At 60.9% G+C, this 537-nt stretch carries 1 protein-coding gene; it reads left to right on the forward strand.

Features of this window, described 5'->3' with window-relative positions; all coding sequences use genetic code 11:
- The coding region (locus tag ACJ9N4_RS20950; RefSeq protein ID WP_411500805.1) for a hypothetical protein at positions 1-537 on the forward strand (537 nt) is incomplete at both ends.

A 537-nucleotide genomic window follows, 5' to 3' on the forward strand; every position in this document is an offset into this window, starting at 1 on the left:
GGTGGCGCTTTCAGGCAGTGCGGGTGGCAGCGGAAAAGGTGAAAACCGTAACCTGACGCCTGCCATCGGTATCGGCCATGCCGACGAGAGCCGCAGCGGTACAACCTCATCAGCGGTGAGTGGCGGTAGCATTGTCATTCGCAACCCTGAGGGACAGAAACAGGATATTGCAGACCTGAGCCGTGATACGGCTGACGCCCACCACGGCGTGGACGTGAACGGTGATGTGCAGAAAGTCAGGGATAACCTGGCGGTACAGAGCGAAGGCGCTGCACTGGCCTCCTCTGCCCTGGATGCTTACGGTAAGTATGCAGAGCAGAAAGCGCGGGCATCCAATGCTGCGCTGGGCGCGAAGCTGGCGGCAGAAGGAAAACTGCAGGGCGATACCCCGCAGGAGCAGGAAGCCTTCCTGAAGACGCAACCCGGATATCAGAATACTGAGTACGGCCCGGGAAGTGACTTCTGGACGAAAGGCAGCGCAGCGGCGGGATTACTGGCGGGCGCACTTGGCGGTAACCTGAAAGCAGGCGCGGCTGC

It is taken from the genome of Enterobacter sp. LM3 (genome assembly GCF_046622475.1).
Taxonomy (GTDB): domain Bacteria; phylum Pseudomonadota; class Gammaproteobacteria; order Enterobacterales; family Enterobacteriaceae; genus Enterobacter; species Enterobacter cloacae_P.